The sequence below is a fragment of the Nisaea sp. genome (assembly GCF_034670185.1).
GTDB lineage: Bacteria > Pseudomonadota > Alphaproteobacteria > Thalassobaculales > Thalassobaculaceae > Nisaea.
The window spans coordinates 511,621-531,983 of the sequence record NZ_JAXMNY010000002.1 but is presented as its reverse complement, the minus strand read 5'-3'; the positions used below and the strand labels follow the sequence as shown (position 1 = coordinate 531,983).

At 61.4% G+C, this 20,363-nt stretch carries 16 protein-coding genes; 5 read left to right on the top strand and 11 right to left on the bottom strand.

Features of this window, described 5'->3' with window-relative positions; all coding sequences use genetic code 11:
- Positions 1–2: 2 nt before the first annotated feature.
- The 3 genes from VOI22_RS12115 to VOI22_RS12105 form a co-directional block, all read right to left on the bottom strand.
- The gene (locus tag VOI22_RS12115) at positions 3–1,352 is read right to left on the bottom strand and encodes an adenylosuccinate lyase family protein (RefSeq protein WP_323796736.1); all 1,350 of its coding nucleotides are present in this window, start codon (positions 1,350–1,352) and stop codon (positions 3–5) included.
- A gap of 38 nt (positions 1,353–1,390) precedes the next feature.
- Positions 1,391–3,190, bottom strand: coding sequence for a TRAP transporter fused permease subunit (locus tag VOI22_RS12110; protein ID WP_323796735.1), 1,800 nt, complete (start codon positions 3,188–3,190; stop codon positions 1,391–1,393).
- A gap of 78 nt (positions 3,191–3,268) precedes the next feature.
- On the bottom strand, positions 3,269–4,237 hold the full coding sequence (locus tag VOI22_RS12105) for a TAXI family TRAP transporter solute-binding subunit (RefSeq protein WP_323796734.1): 969 nt from the start codon (positions 4,235–4,237) through the stop codon (positions 3,269–3,271).
- A gap of 154 nt (positions 4,238–4,391) precedes the next feature.
- Here VOI22_RS12105 and VOI22_RS12100 point away from each other — a divergent pair, with 154 nt between their 5' ends.
- Positions 4,392–5,297: a homocysteine S-methyltransferase family protein gene (locus VOI22_RS12100; protein WP_323796733.1), complete on the top strand. Its 906-nt coding sequence runs from the start codon at positions 4,392–4,394 to the stop codon at positions 5,295–5,297.
- Here the strand turns inward: VOI22_RS12100 and VOI22_RS12095 are convergent.
- The 7 genes from VOI22_RS12095 to VOI22_RS12065 form a co-directional block, all read right to left on the bottom strand.
- Positions 5,285–5,749, bottom strand: a complete 465-nt coding sequence (locus VOI22_RS12095) for a GNAT family N-acetyltransferase (RefSeq protein ID WP_323796732.1) — start codon at positions 5,747–5,749, stop codon at positions 5,285–5,287. The two genes, VOI22_RS12100 and VOI22_RS12095, sit on opposite strands and share 13 nt — an antisense overlap.
- Positions 5,746–6,318, bottom strand: coding sequence for a nitroreductase (locus VOI22_RS12090; protein ID WP_323796731.1), 573 nt, complete (start codon positions 6,316–6,318; stop codon positions 5,746–5,748). Before VOI22_RS12090 ends, VOI22_RS12095 begins: the two co-directional genes overlap by 4 nt.
- 90 nt (positions 6,319–6,408) lie before the next feature.
- Positions 6,409–8,478: a B12-binding domain-containing radical SAM protein gene (locus VOI22_RS12085; protein WP_323796730.1), complete on the bottom strand. Its 2,070-nt coding sequence runs from the start codon at positions 8,476–8,478 to the stop codon at positions 6,409–6,411.
- Between the two features lie 91 nt (positions 8,479–8,569).
- Positions 8,570–10,441 (bottom strand): monovalent cation:proton antiporter-2 (CPA2) family protein, encoded by a 1,872-nt coding sequence (locus VOI22_RS12080; RefSeq protein ID WP_323796729.1) that lies wholly within the window; start codon positions 10,439–10,441, stop codon positions 8,570–8,572.
- Positions 10,441–11,064, bottom strand: coding sequence for an NAD(P)H-dependent oxidoreductase (locus VOI22_RS12075; RefSeq protein ID WP_323796728.1), 624 nt, complete (start codon positions 11,062–11,064; stop codon positions 10,441–10,443). The genes VOI22_RS12080 and VOI22_RS12075 overlap by 1 nt, the downstream gene beginning before the upstream one ends.
- Positions 11,065–11,179: 115 nt before the next feature.
- Entirely contained in the window at positions 11,180–12,343 is a 1,164-nt protein-coding gene (locus VOI22_RS12070) for a M20 family metallopeptidase (protein ID WP_323796727.1), read from the bottom strand.
- Positions 12,344–12,373: 30 nt separating this feature from the next.
- Complete coding sequence (locus VOI22_RS12065) at positions 12,374–13,135, bottom strand: SDR family NAD(P)-dependent oxidoreductase (protein WP_323796726.1); 762 nt, start codon at positions 13,133–13,135, stop codon at positions 12,374–12,376.
- A 397-nt stretch (positions 13,136–13,532) separates the two neighbouring features.
- On the opposite strand from VOI22_RS12065, the gene VOI22_RS12060 reads away from it, so the two are divergent.
- The 4 genes from VOI22_RS12060 to VOI22_RS12045 all read left to right on the top strand — a co-directional run bounded on the left by VOI22_RS12060 (position 13,533) and on the right by VOI22_RS12045 (position 19,377).
- Positions 13,533–16,037 carry a PAS domain S-box protein gene (locus VOI22_RS12060; protein ID WP_323796725.1) on the top strand — a complete coding sequence of 835 codons (2,505 nt, stop codon included), beginning with the start codon at positions 13,533–13,535 and terminating at the stop codon, positions 16,035–16,037.
- The gene (locus VOI22_RS12055; RefSeq protein ID WP_323796724.1) at positions 16,030–17,616 is read left to right on the top strand and encodes a DUF3369 domain-containing protein; all 1,587 of its coding nucleotides are present in this window, start codon (positions 16,030–16,032) and stop codon (positions 17,614–17,616) included. The genes VOI22_RS12060 and VOI22_RS12055 overlap by 8 nt, the downstream gene beginning before the upstream one ends.
- A 198-nt stretch (positions 17,617–17,814) precedes the next feature.
- Positions 17,815–18,648 carry a sugar phosphate isomerase/epimerase family protein gene (locus VOI22_RS12050; RefSeq protein ID WP_323796723.1) on the top strand — a complete coding sequence of 278 codons (834 nt, stop codon included), beginning with the start codon at positions 17,815–17,817 and terminating at the stop codon, positions 18,646–18,648.
- A 69-nt stretch (positions 18,649–18,717) separates the two neighbouring features.
- Positions 18,718–19,377: a carbonic anhydrase gene (locus VOI22_RS12045; protein WP_323796722.1), complete on the top strand. Its 660-nt coding sequence runs from the start codon at positions 18,718–18,720 to the stop codon at positions 19,375–19,377.
- On the opposite strand, the gene VOI22_RS12040 is transcribed toward VOI22_RS12045, so the two are convergent.
- Positions 19,374–20,318: a methyltransferase domain-containing protein gene (locus tag VOI22_RS12040; protein WP_323796721.1), complete on the bottom strand. Its 945-nt coding sequence runs from the start codon at positions 20,316–20,318 to the stop codon at positions 19,374–19,376. The two genes, VOI22_RS12045 and VOI22_RS12040, sit on opposite strands and share 4 nt — an antisense overlap.
- Between the last annotated feature and the right edge of the window lie 45 nt (positions 20,319–20,363).

The window sequence follows — 20,363 nt, the reverse complement described above, 5'->3', positions numbered from 1 at the left end:
GGTCAGTTGCGCCGCTTGAGCAAAAGCCGGCGGACCATCTCGGGCGCTTCGCCGAGATAGTTCTCCGGTTTTGTCAGAGCCTCGACGCTTCCCCGGTCGAGCGCGCCGGAAATCTCCGGCTCGGCCATCAACGCATCAAGGAACGTCGCCTCTCCTGAGAGCGCCTTGCGGCAGCAATCGTAGACCACGTCATGAGCCACCTGCCGGCCGATATGTGGGGCGAGGCCCATCATCACCGCTTCGGCGACGATCAGGCCCTTGGTGGTGTCGAGCACCTGCCGCATGGCGTCCGGGCGGACTTCCAGCCCTTCCAGCACTTCCGCCGCCGCCGCGAGGCCGCCGGAAGCGACGATGAAGGCGGTGGGCAGGGCGTGCCATTCCACGTGCCATTGGCCGGTTGCGCGCTCATGGTCCTGCACCATCGCATCCAGCATGGCGCTGTGCTGCTCGCGCACGATCTTGGCGGCGGCCAGCATCATCTCCGAGGAAATCGGATTACGCTTCTGCGGCATGGTCGAGGAGGCGCCGCGCCCGGCAACGTAAGGCTCCAGCACTTCGCCTGTTTCGGTTTGCATCATAAGCATGATGTCGTAGCCGATCTTGCCGATGCTGGCGGCGACGAGGGCCAGGAAGCCGGTGACCTCAGCGAAGCCGTCCCGGATGGTGTGCCAGGTGATGTCCGGCACGGCGAGGCCGAGTTCTTCCGCCAGTGCCGCTTGCGTGGCAAGACCGTTGCCGGAGAGCGAGGCGAGCGTCCCGGCGGCGCCGGAGAACTCCACCACCTCGACCCGGCCGCGCAACTCGGCAAGGCGGGTGCGGTGGCGGTCGATGGCGGACAACCAGGTCGCGGCCTTGAAACCGAAGCTGACCGGCAGTGCGTGCTGCAGATGGGTGCGGCCCGCCATCGGCGTGTCGGCGTGCTCTTCCGCGAGTTTGGCCAGCGCCGCCGCGATCCGCTCCAGATATTCCTCGACGATATCGAGCCCGGCGCGGACCTGCAGCACGTCGGCAGTGTCCATGATGTCCTGGGTGGTCGCGCCCCAGTGGCAATATTGCCCGAGCCCGTCCGGCGCCCAGCCCGAGAGCTGCTCAACCAGCGGCAGGATCGGATATCCGACGATCTGGGTGCGGGCGGACAGCTTGTCCATGTCGATCTTGTCAACGTCTGCGGCGTCGGTGATCGCCTTCGCGGCATCTTCCGGGATCAGGCCGAGCTTCGCCTGTGCCCGGGCCAGCGCCGTCTCCACGTCGAGATAGAGCCCGAGCATGGTGTCATCCTCGAACAGGCCGCGCATGTCGGCGGTGCCGAACATGTCTCCGTAGATGCTGGATTTGACGACGATGGAAGGCATGGAAAAGCTCCGCTTGGTTGGACGGGGACGAGACTACATCAGAAGCCGAGGATGAACACCAGTGCGAGCCCGGCAGCAAAGGCCGCGATCGGGCGCAGTCCGGTGGTCGCATTGACGAGGCCCCAGCTTGTCAGCGCCAGCCCGGCGCCGAGTTTCACGAAGGCGGCCAGCGCCAGTAGCGGCGTGTCGGTGAGGGCGATCAGGGACGGGTTCGCGACGATGCCGAGCGGCACGATATAAAGGCCGATGCCAAGCCGCATGGCATTGCCCGCAACCTTCAGCCAGGGCGCGTCAGCCATGCCGGCGGCAATGAACACGGTGCCACAGACCGGCGGCGTGATGGTTGAGAGCAGGGCGTACCAGAAGACGAAGAGATGCGCCGTCAGCGGCGGCAGGCCGAGTTCCTGCAACGCGGGACCGGCCACGGAGATGCAGATCACATAGGCGGCTGTCGTTGGCACTTCCATGCCGAGGATCAGGCAAGCCAGCGCGGTCAGCAGCAGGGCGGCCCAGAGTTGACCGCCGGAGAAGGAGAGGATGGCCGAGGTCACCTTGACGCCGAGCCCGGTCATGTTCAGCACGCCGACGATGATCCCCGCGCAAAGAATGATCGAGGCGATCATGGCGATCTGCCGGGCGGCGTCGACAGCGGCGCCAGAGAGTCTCTCCCAGGTAGCCTTCAACCCGGCAAAGCCGTCTGGGTTCAGCGGCAGCATGGCGGCTGCGGCGAAGATCGCCACACCGGCGGCATATTGCGGCGTGTAGCCGGTGCCGAACAGCACGGCCAGCAGGGCGCCGAACGGGATGACGAAGAACGGCAGGGTGCGCAGCACGGTGCGCCGGTCCGGGATCTCGGATTCGTCCATCGCCTTCAGCCCGTCACGGGCGGCGAACCAGTCGATACCGAACCAGACGGCGGCGAAGAACAGGATGGCAGGCAGGATCGCGGCGGCAACGATGGTGTCGTAGGTGGTCGCGAGAAGCTCCACCATGACAAAGGCACCGGCGCCCATCAGCGGCGGCATGATCTGGCCGCCGGAGGACGCGACGGCCTCGACGGCGGCGGCGAGCGGTGCCGGGTAGCCGAGCCTGCGCATGGTCGGAATGGTGAAGGCACCTGTGGAGGCGACATTGGCGGAGGCCGATCCGCTGATCGAGCCGAACAGCGCGGAGGCAAGCACGGAGACCTTGGCCGCGCCGCCTTTCAACCGTCCGGCCAGCCGGGTGGCGACATTCATGAAACCGGTGCCGCCATGCCCGGCGCCGACCAGGGCGCCGAGCACGATGAAGACGGCGACGACATTGACGGAGACGCCGGTAAGCGGTCCCCAGATCCCGCCCTCGGCAATGACAAGGGTGCCCAGCAGGCTGTCGAAGGGCAGCCCCGGATGGCCGAACTCACCCGGCAGGTATTCGCCGAACAGACCGTAGGCGAGAGCAATCACGGAGAGTGCGGGCAGGGCCAGCTTCACTGCCCGGCGGGCCATTTCCAGAACGATCAGGAGGATCAGGATACCGCCCGCGCGCTGCAGCCAGCCTTCGGTATAGCCGTACTGATCGCCGAGTGCGTCGGTGTTCCAGGCGATATAGGTGCAGATGGCGACACCGGCACCGGCCAGCAGCCAGCCGGAGATCCGGGAGAAGAGGGAACCACTCGCGCCGATGATGAAAACCCAGGGCAGCGCCAATGCCAGATGCACCGGTCGCACCAGCAGGTTCGGCAGCAGGCCGGTGAAGATCAGGGTGACATGGAAGGCGACGGACCCGAAGGCAAGCAGGGTCACGAGACTGGCCATGGCGCCCATCGGCGCGGCTCGGTCATCGGCAGAGGGGAGCATCGGCGCAATCTCGGTCGCGTATCGGGAAAGGGCAGGCGCGGGAGACGGCGGTCCGTCTCCCGCTGTTTGATGTTCTGATTATTTGATGGCGTCCGGAATTGCGACACCGGCTTCCGCATAATAGCGGGCCGCGCCCGGATGCAGCTTGCCGATCACGTTGGCCAGCATCTCCGGCTTCACGCCGTCCCACCATTTGGCGGTCTTGCCCATCGAGCCCTTGGCGTCCCAATAGGCTTTGGTCAGCGTGTAGGCATCGTCGTCGCTCATGTTCGTCGTGGTGTAGGCGACCACCGGCAGCGACGTGGTGTTCACGTCTGTATCGATGCCGGGATAAGTGCCGGCAGGGATCACCAGCTTGGTGCGCTTGGTCTGCTTGATCTGTTCTTCCGACATGGAGAGCAGGCGGACCTCGGTGCCGGCAGCGGCCTCGATCACGTTCGGGGCCGGGTAGGAGCCGGCGGTGGCGAAGCCGTCGACCTGACGGTTCTTCAGGGCCGGGACTGCAGCGTTCAGCTCTGCGTCTACCAGCTTCACCTTGCCCTCAAGACCGAACAGCGTGAAGTTCTTGGCCGCCTCGCGGGCGCCGAAGCTGCCCTTGCCGATGATGAAGCTCTTGCCGTCGAGATCGGCGAAGCTGTTCACACCGCTATCGGCGCGGACGACGAAATGCATGGTGAGGGACGGGATCGGGAACAGGGCACGGATGGATTTGTAATCCGTGTCGCCTTCGAACTTGCCCTTGTTGGCCATGGCCAGCTTCACCAGCACCGGCGGCGTGGTGAAAACGTAGTTACCCGGACGGCGGGCGCTTTCCTTGACGTTCTGGACCGAGCCCTGGCTCTCCTCGACGGTCAGTACCATGGCGCCGCCGGTGGCTTTCTTCACCGCTTCGGCGACCTGAACGGCCATCTGGTAGTAGGACGAGGTCGATTTCGCGGACTTGTAGGTCACGCGGGTTTCTGCGCCGGCATCGGCCGCGAACAAGGTCGCTGCTGTCAGCGCCGTGCCGAGAAGACCGGCACGTAGCAGTTTGTTAATCTTTTTCATTGTTCCTCCCAGGAGAAAAGCATAAGGCCGTCGAGTGGTAAGCATCTTGTCTTTCGCGGGCAAGAGGCTTCTCAGGTTAACAGCTGTGCCGCAGAAGTATGGCAATTCGTGGCGGAATACCCGGCCATGACAGCGCTCTGAAAGGACTCCCCGCATGCCGCATGACCTCATCATTCTCGATGGCGGTTTCTCCCGTGAGCTCGAACGCCTAGGCGCGCCGTTCCGGCAGCCGGAATGGTCGGCGCTGGCGCTGATGGAAGCGCCGGAAATCGTCGAACAGGCTCATATCGAGTTCATCAAGGCAGGAGCCGAGGTCATCACGACCAACAGTTATGCCGTCGTCCCGTTCCATATCGGTGAAGACCGTTTTGCCAGTGACGGTCGGCGTCTGATCGAGTTGTCCGGAACGCTCGCCCGCTCGGCGGCGGACAAGTATCCGGGGGTGCGTGTTGCCGGCTGTATCCCGCCGCTCTTCGGCTCCTACCAGCCGCAGGATTTCGACGCGGAACGCGCACCGGCCTTGCTGGCGGAATTCGTCGGTGGGCTCGCAGAGCATGCCGATCTCTGGCTGATCGAGACAACCAGCAGCATTGCCGAGATGGCAGCCGCGGCAGAGGCGACGGCTTCAGCCCCGAAACCGCTCTGGGTCGCCTATACGTTGGATGACGATAGTGAGGAAGCAGGCGCACCGAGGCTGCGCTCCGGCGAGGCTGTCCGCGATGCGGCGGCCGCGGCGGCGCGCTGCGGAGCGGAAGCGGTGCTGTTCAATTGCAGTGTGCCGGAGGTGATGGAAGGCGCGCTTCGCGAGGCTCGCGCAGCCCTGCCCGTATCAATCCGCGTCGGCGTCTACGCGAATGCTTTCGGCAAACCGGCCAGCGGACTGGCGGCGAATGAAGGCCTGAGTGAAATGCGCCGGGATCTCGATCCGCCTGCTTATGTAGCCTGGACCCGGAAATGGCGCGATATGGGGGCATCGATCATCGGAGGATGTTGCGGTATCGGTGCCGCCCATATCGAGGTTCTGGCCCGCGCCCTGAAAGACGGGGATCAGTCCTCGTAAGCAAAGCGCAAAGCGTCGTACCGGGCACCGTAGATCATCTGGTCGACGGTGCCTGTCTGCCGCATGCCGGCCTTCTCGTAGAAGCCGATCGCCCGGTCGTTTCCTGCCAGACAATAGAGCTCCATGGCGGGACCGGCCAATGCGCGGCAATGGGCGAGAAGGGCTTTTCCGATACCGCCGCCATGGGCTGCCGGATCGACGTGTAGTGATTCCAGTTTGGCGCCTTCAAGTATAGCCATGACCAGAATGTCCCCGTCCCGCTCGCCGACGAGGAATGTGACGCCGTCGTCTCCAAGCAACTCGCGCCATTTCGGGCGGTCGGGTGCGGCGCTGGCGATCAGGTCCGCTTCGGGAACCAGACCGTCATAGGCAAGGAGCCGCGCAGCGCAGTAGATCTCCGCGACCCGGGGAATGTCCGCCAGTGTTGCCGTCCGAATGGTCAGCCCGCTCACGCGCCTGTCCATTCGGAGACGACGGTCTCCAGATCGGGGCGTGTGCGCTCCGACGGCGTATTGGCGGCGCTGCCGATATAGACGAAGCCGATGATCTCGGTTTCAGGGGAATGTCCGAGGGCTTTCTTCACACCCTCATCGAAGGCTGGCCATTCTGTCAGCCACTGGGCGACATAGCCGAGCGCGTGGGCTGCGTTCAGCAGGTTCATGCAGAGTGCGCCGCCGGACATCTGCTGTTCGATCAGAGGCACCTTGTGATCCGGATGCAGGTCCGCAGTAACAACCAGAAGAACCGGCGCCCGGCTCGGCCGCTCTCGTTCGAAGGTGATCATGTTCTCGGAGGCATCCTCGCCCCAGATCTCTGCAAAGCGGCTTGCGAAGACCTCGCCGAGCGCAGCCTGACCGGCTTCATGCAGTACCTGAATGCGCCACGGGCCGATCTTGCCATGATCCGGAACCCGGATACCGGCGGTGAGGATTTTCTCCAGCTCGGCCGCATCGGGACCAGGCCCGACCATATCCTTGACGACGACGGAACGGCGGGTGAGGAGCAGATCGATAGCTTCCACGCGATTGGTCCTTAGAGTTTGTTGGATCGAATAGAGACTAAATTGGTTCTATTTCAATCCATGCAATCTGAAAAGTCCAAAGAGCGTGTTTTAGGCCACCGGTTCGAGATGGGCGAATTCCGGCTCTGTGTCGAAGCGCCCGCCGGCCAGTTTGAGCTTGTCCGCGTGTTTGATCCGGGTGTTTTTCTTTTCCCGGGACTTACGTTGCGGCGGCAGGTCATTCGACAGCGAAATGACGAACACTTCCTTCTCCGCAGTGCTGTAGTTCCGTTCGATTTTCCGGAGTTCCGCCGCGGCCTCGGCATGATCCGGGGAGAGCCTGAGGGCCTGCTTGTAATGCAGGATCGCGCCACCGAAGATTTTGAACACACTGAGTACGCGCGCGAAGCCGACATGATTATCCGGGTCGAACGGCGCCAATCGTACGGCATCCGCCCAGCGTAACGCGGCTGGCATGAAGTTTCGGCGGGCTGCCTCGATCGTGCCCAGCAGGGCGAAGGCCTTGGCCTTCCTGTCCGATGAACCCTCCAGTTGGGTCATGCTTTCCAGGATGGTGTACGCCGCGTCGTGATCGTTTGCCGCGAGTAGTTTGTGTGCCTCTTCCAAGCGGGCGATCTCGAGATTGCGGATGCGGTAGGCGCTCCGGTTCTTGAGCGGGTTCGGAATATAGGGGCGGGTGCGGCAGTGCCGGCAGGCCACGCGCAGACTTGGACTGCCCTCGGTATCGATGACCGCGGACTTGAAATGATTTTCGGTCTGGCAGGTCGGGCAGGTGAAATCGATATCGTAGGCGGTTTTGCGGTTCTCGAACTGCTTGTCGGAAATTCTGTGGGTTGAATCCTGCGCGATATCGAGGATGCCGAGACCGTAGGTACTCAGCAGGATGGTCAGGAAGGTGCGGTTGGTTTCGTTCATCTGACTGATATTGACGGAGACCGGAAGCTCGTTGACGAAATGATCCCGGTCCGTAATGAGGCCATCGCGGACTGCTTCGATATAATCCGGGCTTCCTGGATAGACCTGCAAGGCGGAGAGATAGACGCCGAGATCCGTGTTCTTCGCCCACCATTTCAGTGAATTGTTGGCGGTCTCCAGCGTCTCCACGGTGTCGCCAAAAATCAGGTTGGCCTGGATGCCGATTTTTTCCTCGGCGGTCAGCCGGAGAGCGCTATCGACGCGCTCGACCTTGGCCTTTTTCTTCATGCTGACAAGCACTGACGGGTCCATGCTCTCGACCCCGTAGCTGATGAAGCTGCAGCCGGAGCGTTCCATCTTCTTCAGCGTCTCGCGGTCGCAGCTATTGACGTGCAACTGGACCAGCCATTGCAGGCCAAGCGGTTCCATGCGCTCGCAAAATTCATGCAGTCGATCCCGGCGCAGAGAGAACAGTTCATCCACGATCTGCACCATGTTGATGGCGTATTTCTCTTTGTAGAAAGAAACTTCCTGGAAGAATTTTTCGAGATCGCGTTCCCGGTAAACCTTGCCGGCGGGATGAAAACAGAAGGTGCAGCTGAACGGACACGACCGGCTGGTGATCATGTCGATGCTGCGCGGGTTCGAGTTCGGCTGACCCTGATAAAAATAGGTGTCGAGGCTGCTTTGGGTGTCGATCACATCCCCGAAGCCCATCAGGTCGTAACTGGGCCAGGGGAGATCGTCGAGGGCCATGATGGCCGACCGTGGCTTGTTGCGGATCAACTCGCCCCTGCCGTTGCGGAAGATCAGACCATCGACCATGGCCAGATCGCCGGAGCCGGAAAAAACCCGCAGGAACTCTCCGAACGAATCCTCACCCTCGCCGATGACACCGATATCGGCGCCTGTCATGCGCATGGCCGGTTCCGGGTCGCCACTCAACATGCCGCCGCCGATGATGGTTGTGGTGTCCGGGCAGACGTCCTTGCAGATGCCGAGGATTTCCTGGACTTTCGCAACGAAGGCCGAGAGGCCGCCCGTGCTGCAGAGATCTGGCTTGTAGTTAAAGAGTTTGAGTTGCAGGGCATCCAGATAGTTGGGGCCGAGTGTGTTCAGGTTTATTGCCTGGATCTCATGCCCTTCCTGCTCTGCAATGGCCGCGACATATCCCAGTCCGAGAGGAAGATGATAGAACGCGCCTGCCTGCTCGACATAACGCGGGATGACCATAAGGATCTTCATGGGCTGTCTCTTCTTCCCCGGCTGTGCGGCTCCGCTGAGCCACGCGGTTTGATTGTACCAGAAAAAGAGAACGCAAGCTTTATGCCAGATTTCAGCGCTCGGCATCCTCGCCGCGTGGGGGCGTCCATTCCCGATCGGGCAGGTTCTTGCCGGCGAGGCGGTCCGAGCGCATGACCTGCATCAGCTCGTCGAGACGTTCCCGAACGGCGGTGAGGTACTTTTTCCCGACCGCGCCGCCCCAGTATTCACGCAACACATCGACGGTTTGCATGTCGTGGCGGCGGAAGGCGCGGACTTTCTGTTCGGCCCGGAAAGGATGCAAGCCGAGTTCCCGCAAGGTTCGGCGGCCGAGCATCAGCGCGCCCTCGAAGGCCTCGCGTTCGATCGCATGGGCGCCGGCCTTCTCCAGTTCGTAGAGATGATGGCGGTCGAAGGCACGGGCGACGATGCGGCATTTAGGGAAATGCTCCGCGACATGCCGGACGAGCGCGGTCTGCTGATCCTGATCGTCAAGTGCCGCGACCAGAACTTCGGCCTCACCGAGCCCGGCGGCCTCAAGCAGGTCGGGCCGGGTGGCATCGCCATAGTAGCTATGCACGCCGGTCTGCCGCATCCGTTCGACCAGATTGGGATCGTGGTCGAGCACCACGATCTTGTAATTCTCCGCCATCAGCAGGCGGGCGATGATCTGCCCGACGCGGCCGACACCGGCGATAACTACGGTGCCCGGTTCCGGAATTTCGTCAGCCTCACGGTTGGTCGTGCTGACTGTCCGCGGCAGGACATAGCGCTCGAACAGGATGAAAAGCAGCGGCGTCAGCAGCATGGTGACGGCAACGGAGAGGATCAGGATCTCGACCAGGCTGCCGGCAATGGCGCCGCTCGATCCGGCAAAGCCGAATAGTACGAAGGCGAATTCGCCGGCCTGGGCTAGACCGAGTCCGAACATCCAGGTGTCCTGCCAGGGCAGCCGGAAAATACCTGCTAGCGCGAGCAGCACCAAGGCCTTGACCAGAATGATGCCGAGCGCGATGCCGATGATCAGGAAGAACTCGGAGAACAGCAGCCCGAAATCAATGCCCGCACCGACGGAGATGAAGAAGAGACCGAGCAGCAGTCCCTTGAACGGCTCGATATCGCTCTCGATCGCGTGCCGGTACTCGCTGGTCGAGAGCACGACACCGGCGAGGAAGGCCCCGAGCGCGGCGGAGACCCCGACGAGGTCCATCAGCAGGGCGGTGGAGACGACGATCAGCAGGGCGGCTGCGGTGAAGAGTTCCCGCATCTGTGACGCCGCTATCAGTCGGAAGGCCGGCCGGACAAGAAAGCGTCCGCTCAGAATGATGAAGGCAATCGTGGCGACGATCACAAGCGTCTGGAACCAGCCGGGAAAGCCGTCGAGCATGCTTCCCTGATGTCCCGCATTGCCGGCGGCCATCGCCGCTGGGTCGCCGACCGCGAGTAGCGGTAACAGGGCGAGCATCGGGATGACCGCGATATCCTGGAAAAGCAGGACGGAAAAGGATGACTGCCCGCCCCGAGATCGCATCCAGCCCTTCTCGTTCAGGGTTTGCAGGACGATGGCGGTGGAGGAGAGCGCGAGCGTCATGCCGATGACGAGGGCTGTTTGCCAGGCGAACCCTGCTGCCATCGCTGCCGCTGTCAGTGTCGCAGTCGTCAGCGTGACCTGCAGTCCGCCGAGCCCGAGAAGCTGCCAGCGCATTCGCCAGATCATTTGCGGCTCAAGCTCAAGGCCGATCAGGAAGAGCATGATGACCACGCCGAACTCGGCGAAATGCTTCACCGTCTCGGTCTCTGCGCCGGCGACGACACCAAGAACGGGACCGATGGCGATGCCGGCGAAGAGATAGCCGAGCACGGAGCCGAGACCGAGCCTGTGGGAGACCGTAACGGCAATGACGGCTGCCAGCAGGTAGATGAACGCGTCCTGAAAAAATCCCATCAGACGGCTGCCTGTTCCGGGGTGGCGATAACCTCGTCGAGGACATCGTTCAGCAGAGGTGCTGCGGCGGCTTTTTCCAGGTCGAGCGTACCGTCACGCAAGGCTGTCAGCACGCGGTGGTAATCGGTGACGATTCCGTCCAGACGCTTTTCATCCTTGGCATCTTCCGCCGAGAAAACCCCGAAGGGGGCAAGATAGGTCATGTCGCAGAACTTCGCGGTTTGCTCGAAGGGCGAGAACAATGTCCGCAGCTCGTTCTGGTATTTTCCCCGCTTCTTGTAGGCTTCCCGGGCCGTGCCGCAGGTGGCGACCTGAAGCATCGGCTTGCCGGCAAGTGCTGTTCCCTCCGAGCCGTAGGCAAACCCGTGCTCGAATACCAGATCCAGCCATTCCTTCAGCAGGGCGGGGCAGGAATACCAATAGACCGGATGCTGGAGCACCAGGATGTCCGCCTCCAGCAGGCGCTGCTGTTCCCGGTCGATATCGATATCGAAATCCGGATATTCGGCATAGAGATCGACAAGCTCGACGCCATCGATGGAACGTGCGGCGGCCACGAGGGCCGTGTTCGCGACGGACCGGTCGGTTCTCGGATGTGCAAAGAGAACCAAAACGCGTGCCATAGTCGAAATCTCCCCCGCGCTAATTCTCTAAGACAGACGATCCCTCAAAGAGAGATGCTTCCGGACAGCACGAAAGTCCAGATGGTCGGGAGTCTAACAGCTTCCCGAACCAAGATCAGACATTCAGGCGGGAGATCGCCAGCGCAACTGCCTTTGCGCGCGGCACAAGCGTATCCAGCCGGCAATACTCGTTGATCGAGTGCGCGCCGCCGCCGACCGGCCCGGTGGAGCAGAGGGTCGGGGTGCCGACCTGGGCGGTGAAACCGCTATCCGCGCTGCCGCCGGAAAACTCACCGTCGATGGTCATGCCGAGTTCGGAGGCACCGTTGACATAGATATCGAAGATATTCTGGCTGTCGCCCGACATGGTCAGTGGCAGGAACCCGCGCTCCTGAACGACGCGGGTTTCCGTACCCGGCAGGTGCGTGGTGTCGAGGATCTCCTGAATGTCGCGCCAGACCTGGTCCCGTTGCTCCATGGTCTTGAACCGGACATCCACTTCGGCGGAGCAGAGCGGGGCGACTGTGTTGACGGAGCTGCCGCCGGAAAGAAGGCCGACATTCACCGTGACGCCGGTTTCGAAATTCGTCAGCGCATGCAGGGCCTGGATCTTGCGGGCCATTTCCTCGATCGCACTGACGCCTTTCTCGGGCTGGCCGCCGGAATGGGCGGCGACACCGGCAATCTCGAACTTGAAGAAGGAGGCGCCCTTGCGGCCGGTCACGACGTTACCGGTCTCACGGCCGGGCTCCGCATTGAAGACCGCCCGTGCGCCGCGCGCCGTGGCCTCGATCACCGGGCGCCCGGAGGGTGAGCCGATTTCCTCGTCGCCGGTATAGAGCGCAACCAGCGGGAATGGCGCACCGCCGAACTTGTGGAAGGCTTCCATGATGAAGGTGTTCATCACCAGGCCGGACTTCATGTCGGCGACACCAGGGCCGTAGGCAACATCGCCGTCCTTGGTGAAGGGACGGTCGGCGACGGTGCCGTCGGGAAACACGGTGTCCCGGTGGCCCATCAGCACGATATGCCGGTTGGCCCCACCCGGAGCGGCCGAGATCTCGGCCCGGATGCAATCCCCGAAGCTCTCGGCGCCGGTGCGTTCAGTCTTGATCCCGGCGGCATTCAGATGCGCTTCGATCTTCGCGCCGACGGCATCGACGCCAGGCTTGTTGTAGGTGCCGGATTCCGTGTTCACCAGCTCTTCGAGCAGGTCGGTCATGGCATCACGCTGGCCATCCAGCCAGTTCAGAACCTCATCGATGGGTTTGCCGGTCATAATTGTCCTCAAGGAGCTGGAGTGCGGAAATCAGATGTTCACGGAGAAGCCGCCATCGACCGGAATGGCCGTGCCGGTCACGAAATCGGACGCGGAGGCAGACAGGAAAACCGCGACGCCGGCAAGGTCTTCTGGGTCGCCCCAGCGTTCGGCCGGGGTGCGGCCCTGAATGCGGTCGTGCAGGCCGTCGACATCGATGCGGGCCTGCCGGGTCAGGTCGGTATTGATCCAGCCGGGCAGGATGGCGTTTACCTGGATGTTTTCGGGTGCCCAGGCCACGGCCTGCGATTTGGTGAGCTGGACGATGCCGCCCTTGCTGGCAGCATAGGCAGCGCCGTAGCTTGAGCCGAAAATCGACAGCATGGAGCCGATATTAATGATTTTGCCGCCCTCTTTCGATAGCAGCGGATAGGCGGCATTGCTGCAGATGAAGGCGCTGGTCAGATTGGTATCGATGACTGTCCGCCAGTCCTGCAACGACAGCTTGTGCGGCACGTTGCGGATATTGGTGCCGGCATTGTTGATCAGGATATCGAGGCGACCGAACCGCTCTTTCGTTGCGGCCATGGCGGCGGCGCAATCCTCTTCGCTGGTCACGTCTGCTGCAAAGGCGCTGGCCTTGACGCCGAGCGCTGTCAGCTTCCCTTCGGCGACGTTGTTCTTATCGGGATTGCGCCCGATCACCATGATTGACGCACCAGCTTTGGCAAGTCCTTCGGCCATCGCCAGGCCGATGCCGCCGTTGCCACCCGTTACCGCGGCGACCTTGCCGCTTAGATCGAAAGCTCCCATCCCGGCCCCCTGCCTGATTTTGTTTCATGACTCTGATGCGACCACTCTGATGGGCGCTGAAGAAAAGTACAATGTCCGCGCCGGAAGGAGACCGGTGCCGGGGGTATCCTGCGTTCATCTTACATTGAGTAATATGAGGTTTTACCGGTTCTTAACATCTGGCCTTTAGCGTGCATTTTCTAAAATTGCGGGGAACTTCGACGGAATGCATCGGGCTTTCAATCGGAAATCAGACTGGCGCATCTGCGTTTGGTTGCCCGCTGTCGTGGGGACTGTTTTCGCGCTCCATGGCGGCGCTCTCTGGTGGTTTTTGGGGCAGGCGATCTCTGGCCCATTCTGGATTTTAGAGCAGGCGGTTGTGGTTACCGCCATCACCGGATTGGCGGGATATTATTTCTTGCATCTGAGATCGGGTGCTTCCGCCGATAGCTCCGAGCCGTCGGTAGTGAACTCGCTGCCGGAAATCACGGCGTGGGGCCATGCGGAGCGGATCGGGCAGATTGGATACTGGTACTGGACGCTCGACGGCGACAATATTTTCTGGTCGGACGGAGCATTCCGTATTCTCGGTCTGGATCAGGCCAGCACAACGGCGGAATGGAACTCGTTTCTGCTGTCTGTGCACCGTGAAGAGCGGGATGAAATAAACCGCTGGTTTCGCCAGGCCTGGAAGATTGACTCCGAGAGCGCTACCGAATGCCGCATTCTTCGCCCGGATGGCAGCGTTCGCTCGGTAGAGGCTCGGGTAGGGCCCCTGTTCGAGAATGGCCGGAAGACGGCCGTCTGCGGCACTCTGATGGATGTCACCGAGCGTGTTGAGCGTCTCAACGAGATCCAGACCCTGAACAATGATCAGGAAGAATTGGTCGAGCAGAGAACAGCCGAGCTTCGTGCTGAAATTTCGAAGCGCAAGGCTATCCAGGCGGAGCTTGAATTCAGCGAAGCGAAGTATCGCAACACCATCGACAGCGCCGCCGATGCGATTATCAGCGTCGATCCAGATGGACGGATTACGTCGGCGAACCAGGCTGTCGAAACAATATTCGGATATGAGCCGAGTAGTCTTGTCGGCAAGCCGGTCGCAGTCCTGATGGAGCAGAGTGTTGCAGAGGACCACCAAAACCTTATCAACAACTATCTGCTCACCGGGGAAAGCCGGATCATGGGAGCGACTACGGAACTCTCCGCTCAGCGCGCGAACGGGGAGACCTTCCCAATCGAATTGTCAGTGAACGAGGTTACGGTTCCGGGTCACAAGTTTTTCTGTGCCATCGTGCGCGACATCAGCGAGCGGCGAGCGGCTGAACTGGAACTCCAGCAAAGCGCGGAGCGTCTCAAGGAAAGCGAACGCAACCTTAAGCAGCTTCTTGATCTCAGCCCGATCGGTATCACGATCGTTGAGGCGCATGACCATAACCGCCTCTACGCAAACGAGGCGATGGCCAGAATGTTCAAGATACCGACCGGGACGCCGCTTTCAGAATGGGGGGCGGCCGAGACGTTTGCCGATCCCGAAACCCTGGACTTCGTTCGCAGCATGGGTTTTGCCAAGAACCCCGTTTCGGACCTGGAACTCCTCCGCAAACGTCGTGACGGATCAACCTGGTGGTGCATTCATTATTCGCGCCCGATTGTCTTTACCGGCAAGAAGGCGGCTATCGTCTGGCATCTTGACATCTCCAGCCGGAAGAAAATCGAGGTTGAGTTGTCGCGCAAGGAAGAGCAGCTGCGATCAACCATCAACAATGCGCCTGCAGGGATCATCCTGACGGACGAGAACATGAAAATCGTCGTGGCCAATGACCAGCTACGGGGCATTCTCGATGTCCCGCGCGAGATGATGGAAACTGGCTGCGACTACACTGAAATAATTCGCTATGTGGCCGAGCGGGGTGACTATGGTCCCCAACCGGAGCGGACTCGCGAAACTGTTCTGGCGTCTTTGGCTGCTCCGACCGCGCGCCCCTTCGAATATACATCCAGAGCAGGCAAGGCCTTCAGCGTGCGGCGTCACCCCGTCGGGGATGGAAGCGTTGTCACGATTGCGGTGGACGTGACCGAGCAGAAACAGGCCGAGGAGCGTTTGCGGCAGGCCCTCTGGGATCTTGAACTGGCGCAGGACGAGCTGGTCCAGGCGGAGAAAATGGCGTCTCTTGGAGGTCTTGTGGCCGGGGTTGCGCACGAGATCAATACGCCGATTGGAACGGCCTTGACCGCGTCGACGCATGTTCGCGAAGAGACACTCAAGATCGGGGCTGCTTTTGGAAGCAACACCGTAAAGCGCTCTCAGCTTGAGGGATATCTTTCGATTGCCGATGAGGGCAGCCGGATCATCGAGAGCAACCTGAACAGGGCAGCCGAGTTGATCCGGAGCTTCAAGCAAGTTGCCGTCGATCAGTCGAGTGAAGAGCGTCGGACGTTCAACGTCGATTCATACTTGTCCGAAATCATTCAAAGCCTGAAGCCGCAGCTCAGAGCCTATCCGAATGTCGATCTGGTCCTGGAAGCCGATGCGAATGTTGTTATCGATAGCTTCCCTGGAGCGTTCTCCCAAATTCTCTCGAACTTGCTGGTGAATGCACTGACACATGCCTTCGGGCAAGAAGGCCAGGGGCAGGAAAACCGGGGGCAGATCTTGATTCGGACGATACTTTTCGACGATCAGGTCAGGATCAGTTTCGAGGATGACGGACGAGGCATGAATGCTGCGGTACGGGAGCGCATTTTCGAGCCGTTTTTTACCACCCGGCGCGGGTCCGGTGGTAGCGGACTCGGCATGCATATTGTGTATAACTTGGTGACAACAACACTGGCCGGCACCATTCGCTGTTTCAGTAATCCCGGAGAGGGAACGCGTTTCGACATAACCCTCCCGATCAAGTCGGAGACTGTCGATGACTGATGATGACGACCTCATTTTTGCCGCTGAGGACAATGGCGAGGCCGACCTGGGCCGGGCTCCAGCGGCAGACTCAAAATGGAAAGTCGTAATCATCGACGATGATCCGGGCATGCACGACGTCACCAAGCTGACGTTGGCGGATTTCGAGTTCGCGGGTCGCGGGCTGAGTTTCATCAGCTGTTATTCCGGGGCGGAAGCCAAGGAAGTTTTGGCCGATCACCAGGACGCGGCGCTGATCCTGCTGGACGTGGTCATGGAGACCGAGGATGCGGGCCTGCAGGTGGCCCGGTATATTCGTGGGGACCTCAATAACTGGCGCTCCCGTATCGTCCTCCGGACCGGCCAGCCCGGCCAGGCGCCAGAGCGGAAGGTCATCGCCGATTACGATATCAACGATTACAAAGAGAAGACCGACCTTACCGCGACGAAACTGTTCACCCTGTTGTGCAGCTCGCTCAGGTCCTATCGGGATATCGTGACGATCGAGCAGAACAAACGCGGACTGGAACAGGTGATCAAGGCCTCGGCCAACGTGTTCGAGCTCAAGTCGATGAACAAGTTCGCCGAAGGAGCGCTTGAGCAGCTCACCGCGCTTCTCCACCTCGACCCGAGCGCCGTTTATATGCACAAGGACGCGTCGGCACCCGGTGGTCTTGCTGCCTCCTTTTCTGGAGACAAACTCCGTATTCTTGCCGCGACCGGCGCTTTTGGCTCCTATGCGGGAGACGATGCAAAGCACGTCCTGCCCAAAGATGTGGTTGGCCGGCTGGAAGAGGCGATCAAGGGCCGGGCGAGCCATTATGGAGACGGTGATTTCGTCGGCTTTTTCGAAGATCGCCAGGGTGCCGTCAACCTGACCTATATGTCCGGCGTCGGTTCGATCAGCGACGTGGACCAGCGCCTTCTGGAGCTTTTCATCCAGAATGTTTCCATCGCCTTCGAAAACGCGCTGTTGCATGAGGATGTCGCCAGCACCCAGCGCGAGATCGTCTATATGCTCGGTGAAGCGGTGGAGACCCGGTCACAGGAAACCGGAAACCATGTGAAGCGGGTCGCCGAAATCAGCCGTATCCTCGCCGCCGCCTACGGGCTTGAGGAAGAAGAGGTCGAACTGTTCAAGCTGGCTTCGCCGTTGCACGACATCGGCAAGATCGGCGTCCCGGATGCGATTTTGAACAAGCCCGGCAAACTCGATCCCGAGGAGTGGGAGATCATGAAATCCCACGCCGCACTCGGGCACAGGATGCTTGCCGGTTCCAGTCGGAAGATCCTGAAGGCGGCCTCCGTCATTGCGCTTGAGCACCATGAGAAATGGGATGGCTCCGGCTATCCCCATGGCAAGAAGGGTGACGATATTCACATCTATGGCCGGCTGACGGCGATTGCAGATGTGTTCGATGCTCTCGGTAGCGATCGTTGCTACAAGAAGGCTTGGCCGCTGGACCGCATCGTGAGCCTCATGGAAGAGGAACGGGGCCGCCATTTCGATCCGCAGGGTGTGGATCTTTTCATGGCGAACTTCGATGAAATTGTGGCCGTGCGCGAACGCTTTGCGGATTCTTTTACCGAGCAGGAATAGGCGCGGACGATTTTTTGTCCGGGGCGTTACAGGTCCATTTTGTGAAATTGTGGTAGCGGTTTCGTTGCTGCGGTGGATCAACCCGGTGTCAAAAACCTTCTGATTGTCAGGAAAGTTTTGATTTTATGCGGACCGGAGACAGGCGACACTCTGTCAATCCAGAGTGACACCATCGCCTCATGAACCGGAGCCATGACTATGACTGATGCCGCATCTGTGCCTTTGCCGACCCTTGGTGCGGCCATGCCTGCTCGCATGCTCGCGCATTACCGGGACTGGTTGATCGACGGCCAGCGCGATCTGGAAATCCAGGACTTCGTCAAGGTAGAGGTTCTGAACGGCGACTGGAAAACGCTGGCGGCGGAGATAAAGAAACAACTGTCCGGGCATAGCGGCCGGCTTGGCATTCATGGCCCGTTCTTTGGCTTCACCATCGACACGATGGACCCGGATGTCCGTGATGTCGTGAAGAAGCGGATGATGCAGGGGCTCGATGCCTGCGAAGAAATCGGCGCGACGCAAATGGTCGTGCACAGCCCGTTCACCACCTGGGACCACAACAATTTCGACAACAAGCCCGGCAGCATGGACGATGCGATCGGACGGGTGCATGCCGTGCTGGGCGAGGCGGTGAAGCGCGCCGAGGCAATCGGTGTGACGCTCGTCATCGAGAATGTCGAGGATATCGACCCGCGCTGGCGTGTCCGGCTGGCTGAGTCTTTCGGGAGCGAACAGGTGCGCGTCTCTATCGACACCGGGCATGCGCATTACGCTCACGGCTCGACTGGCGCGCCGCCGGTTGACTATTTCATGGTCGCCGCCGGCAACATGCTGGAGCATGTGCACCTGCAGGACGCGGACGGTTATGCCGACCGGCACTGGGTGATGGGTGAGGGAACGATCCGCTGGGCGTCGGTTTTCCGGGCACTTTCCGCGCTGACCTCCAATCCCCGCCTTATCCTTGAACTGAGGGACCACACGCGCATCCTTGAGGCGGCCGATTATCTGGTGAAAGCCGGTCTGGCGCGCTGATACGGGCATTTTCCTTTCGCGACGGGCCGTCAGCGCTTATATCCATCCGACTTGCCTTTGGAGGTATGGATGGCGTCAATTCCGGATTTGTCCGGTCTGCTGCAGCACAATGTGGAGTGGGCCGAAGGAAAACTGCTTGAAGACCCGCACTATTTTGAGCGCCTGTCCGGCTTGCAGACCCCGGACTATCTGTGGATCGGCTGTTCGGACAGCCGGGTGCCGGCGAACGTCATCACGGGGCTCGCGCCCGGTGAGGTCTTCGTGCATCGCAATGTCGCGAATCTGGTGCACCCCGGCGATCTGAATCTTCTGTCGGTGCTGGAATTCGCCATCGGCGTGTTGCACGTCAAGCATGTGATCGTTTGCGGCCATTACGGTTGCGGAGGCGTCCATGCGGCGGTGGACGGCAATGCACATGGCATCGTCGATCACTGGCTGCAGCCCATCCGCGATGTCGCCGAGCGTTACGAGGACGAGCTTCACACCTGCTCCGGAGACGATGAGCGGCACAACAGGCTGTGCGAGCTGAATGTCAGGGCGCAGGTGCAGACACTCGCCCGCACACCGATCGTCCGGGCGACCTGGGAAGCAGGCACGCCGTTGCATCTGCACGGCTGGGCCTACGGTCTCGGGGATGGCCGGATCCGGGATCTGAAATGCACCGTCAGCGGTCCCGAAGGGCTTGTTTCCCGGAAGGTGGCGCAGACCGTCCCGGATCACGGCGCCTAAGGCGCCTTTCGGCCTGGAGCCGCGATGTCTCCGGCTGGCCGCTCCGTCGCTTCCAGCGCGTCGGCAAGCCGGTGCGCGGCGCTGCCTGGCCGCAGGGGCTTCTGTTGCGAAGCATGCGGCGCCCAGCCCGTCAGATAGAGGATCTGGAAACTTGCGGCGATCCGGCCGTCGGGCGTGCTGTGGCGCTGCTGGTAGATTTCGGCCGCGCGCAGGAAAACGCTCTTCGGTGTGAGGCTCTTGCGCCGGGCTGCCACGGCGTTGCCTTCGCCCATGCCGCGAAGCTCGCGCATCAGGAGGAAGGCATTCTCATAGGTCACCGCCAGCAGATCGCTGTCGACCACCGGCAACGCGAACCCGGCCCGTTGCATCAGGCCGGCCGCATCCTGCAGTTCGGCGAAGGGGGAAACGCGCGGGCCGGCACCGCCGAGCACGTCGCTTTCCGCTTCCGTCAACACCGCGCGCAACTCGTGCAGGGTCTCGCCGCCGAGCATGGCACCGAGGAAAAGGCCGTCCGGCTTCAGGCATTGCCGGGCCTGCACGAGCGCACCCGGCAGATCGTTCACCCAATGCAGCGAAAGCGCGCTGACGACGGCGTCGAAGCTGGCGGGCGCGAAAGGCAGGAGTTCTTCTTCGGCGGCCAGCGCCGGGCCGTTCTGAGAAGCCTGTATTGCGAACCGTTCTGACGGGTCCATCCCGACGATCCATTCGACACCAAGGCGCGGGTCCAGGCTGTCGCGCAGCAGGCCGCTGTGGCAGCCGAGATCGAGCAGACGCGGAAACTGGCGCTGGATGTCGCCCATGCGGTCCGCGACACGCTCGGAGATCTCCCTTTTCAGGAAATCATGGTCGGCGAAGCCTGGGGCGGCGCGGTCCCGGTTACGGCGGACCTGCTGGCGGTCGAAGACGAGCATCTGATCGGTCATGGCGCCGATATAGTCCATCGCGGGCGCCGGGGAAATGTTTCTGGCCGTCCCATGCCTTGAATG